Here is a 2,674-nt window from a genome sequence, read left to right on the forward strand (position 1 = left end):
TACCCAGCGTTTGCAGCGAGGACAGCGACACGCCCAGAAGGCGAACCGACTTCGGGAAGGGCATCTCGGCCTGCAGCAGGGCGATCGCCAAGCCCTCCAAGTCGTCCCGGCTCGATACGAAATTCAGGACCGACCGGCTCCGCGTGATGATCTCGAAATCGAAGAACTTGACCTTGAGCGTCACGGTCCGTCCCCGGTTGCCGGTGCTCTCACAGTGGCGCCAGACCTTGTCGATCAGTGGCCGGAGCTCGGCGGCCATCGCGTCGAATGTCGTGAGGTCCGCCGAGAACGTGTTCTCGGCGCCGACGGACTTGCGGATGCGGTTGGCGCGGACGGGACGGTCGTCGATGCCGCGCGCTACGGCAGAGCGTAGGTCGGGAGGCCGCGCCGGCGAAGCCGGCAAAGCCCGCCAAGAAGCCGCGCAAGGCCTCGGCCGGTCTGATGCCGATCGCCGGCAAGAAGAAGGAAGCCGCGGCGAAGAAGCCCGCCACGGGCCAACGGCGGAAGTCGGCCTAGGCGATCGATGTCCGGGGCACCGTCGGTGCATCGGAAAGCTTCATGCGCTATCCGCTGCCTTTAGTTCGTGCATGAACTGGGCGCTCGGCGAAGACTCGAATTTTTCGATAGCCTTCCGGGCCAGACCTTTGGTCCGCGCGAGATACTTCTCCAGAATATGATTCACGTACTTCAGCGAATGGCCCGTGATGGTCGCGATTTCCTGGGGAGTGCAGCCGGCCTCCGACAGCAAAGTGATGGCCGTGCCACGCAGATCGTTGAAGTGAAGCGAGACCGGCTCTTCCACGCCTTCTAGTTTGATCTTGTCGATTCCCGCCGCCACCATCGTCTCGTGCCAGAGTCGGCTGAAGTAACGGATCTTGAAGCGGCGATTGGTCCGTGTCGTCAGGATGTATTCTGACGTGCGCGGCATCTTGTCGAGCATCTGACGAAGACTCTTGGTGCAAGGGATATCGACGAGACGGCCATTGCCTCTGTTGCGACGCGACTTGCTGATTCTGACAACAAGGCAGCCGTCGCGGTAGGCGGTCCATTTCAACCCGAGAAGGTCGCTTTCGCGCAGAGCGGTGTGAGCGGCGAGAATCAAGGCTGGCTGCAGTTCCGGCTCCGCCTTGTCCATGAACGCCAGGACGTGTTCGGGCAACCAGAGGATTTCGCTTCGGTCGGCGTAGTGCAAACGCTTGAAGCCGCGCAGATGATTGAACTTGATGTATTTCCTGTCTTTTGCCCAAGTGAGCATCGCGCTCGTCGCGGCGAGACGGTTGTCCGCCTCGCGAGCGCCGGAGGCCTTGGCAACAGCATCTTGGTATTCGAGAAAGTCACCCAAAACGTCGGGGTCGTTCAAGGCCGAGGAAGGCAGCGTTCCAAACTCGCCTTCGACCGCCTTGAGAAGACGCGCGTATTCGCTTTGCGTACGATCGGCGAGGAGCTTGAAGACTTCCGAGTCCTTGTATTTGACGACCGTCGCCGCGAAGGTATCTGACGAGACACTTTGCGGTCGCTTTTGGCCTCGCGCCGCAGAGCCATATGACTCGATGAATTCCGGCGATCCAGGCTCACCTTGCAAGAGTTTACCGGTGGCCCGATGGTAGCGGTAGGTCTTCGTCGAGCCATCAGCGAGACGCTTTTTGACGGTATTGATCCCTTTAAGCCTTACGCGCACGGCGGTTCGCCCTCCACGTTTCGAGGGCTGAGGGCGATTGCCGATCCTGGTCCAATCCGCTGGCGCGGTTCATGGCCAAGTGCATCAATTCCGCATCGTACCGGCCACCCGGCAACGTCGGTTGCGGGTAGAGACCGTCGCGCCTGGCCTTGTCGAAGGCGGCCGGCGACAACGCGGCCATTTCCGCCGCCTCGAGTCTGGTGAGAGCGCGTCGTTCAACCGTCCCGGTCCTGACCTTCCGCGTCACCGCGCATTCCTGCCTGGTTAGGGAAAGCGGACCACGCCGCGAAGAGCGTCTGCCGACACTTTGGCGGGGGCGGCGTCGCCGTCGCGGGTCGCACCGATCACCAGCCCGCAGCCCGAGTAGCTGCGCTGGCCGCCAATGAGAAAGCGCTCGGGCCATTTGGCGAGGTCCGCCACGTACAGGACATCCCGCCGATCGATGAAGACAGCGAACTCGATGAATCCGCCGACCGCGGCCTGGTACGCGGAGAGGCTTTTCTCGATTTCGAACTCCCGGATTTCCTTCTTAAAGGGGTCGATGATCAGCGCTCGCATTCAAAGCTCCAACATAACCTAATTCAGGTTACAAAGGGCGCGATTTGAGGTCGGCCGGGGGGCCTCCAAAGATCGTTAAGGAGTGGATTGTAACCTATTTTAGGTTATACTGGCGGCCATGCCATCCTGCAAGGCCGCGGCGATGCTAATAGTTAACGACTGACCGGGGGCCCCAACTTGCGACGCGACTGGAAGGATGACGCCCGGGCGGCACTGGACAGCTTGAGCACAGTACCGCACGGAGAGAGGGAGAAGGAGATGCAGCGCATTGCCCTCCAGCTCAAAGAGCACAAGGATACTACGGCTCTTCGTCGCTCCATTTTCGCATACGAGTTTTGGCGGAGCTTGGCCGACCCCGAACCCGTGCTCCACGCCCACTTGGCGGACGCGCCGCTGTCGATCGTTGAGGTGATAGCGAGATGGTATGCCTTCGACCGA

General features: G+C 61.1%; 3 protein-coding genes and 1 pseudogene. 1 reads left to right on the forward strand and 3 read right to left on the reverse strand.

The window, feature by feature from the left end:
• The 3 genes and pseudogenes from AC1D00_RS35595 to AC1D00_RS35605 all read right to left on the reverse strand — a co-directional run.
• A pseudogene (locus tag AC1D00_RS35595) lies at nucleotides 1-361 on the reverse strand (DinB/UmuC family translesion DNA polymerase); the annotation flags it as partial.
• A 195-nt stretch (nucleotides 362-556) separates the two neighbouring features.
• Nucleotides 557-1,678 carry a tyrosine-type recombinase/integrase gene (locus AC1D00_RS35600; RefSeq protein ID WP_477013888.1) on the reverse strand — a complete coding sequence of 374 codons (1,122 nt, stop codon included), beginning with the start codon at nucleotides 1,676-1,678 and terminating at the stop codon, nucleotides 557-559.
• A gap of 264 nt (nucleotides 1,679-1,942) precedes the next feature.
• On the reverse strand, nucleotides 1,943-2,236 hold the full coding sequence (locus AC1D00_RS35605) for a DUF3846 domain-containing protein (protein WP_477013889.1): 294 nt from the start codon (nucleotides 2,234-2,236) through the stop codon (nucleotides 1,943-1,945).
• Between the two features lie 177 nt (nucleotides 2,237-2,413).
• On the opposite strand from AC1D00_RS35605, the gene AC1D00_RS35610 reads away from it, so the two are divergent.
• Nucleotides 2,414-2,674, forward strand: a 261-nt coding sequence (locus AC1D00_RS35610; protein WP_477013890.1) for a hypothetical protein, incomplete at its 3' end; no start/stop codon positions are given.

Source organism: Bradyrhizobium sp. P2_E8, assembly GCF_056403875.1.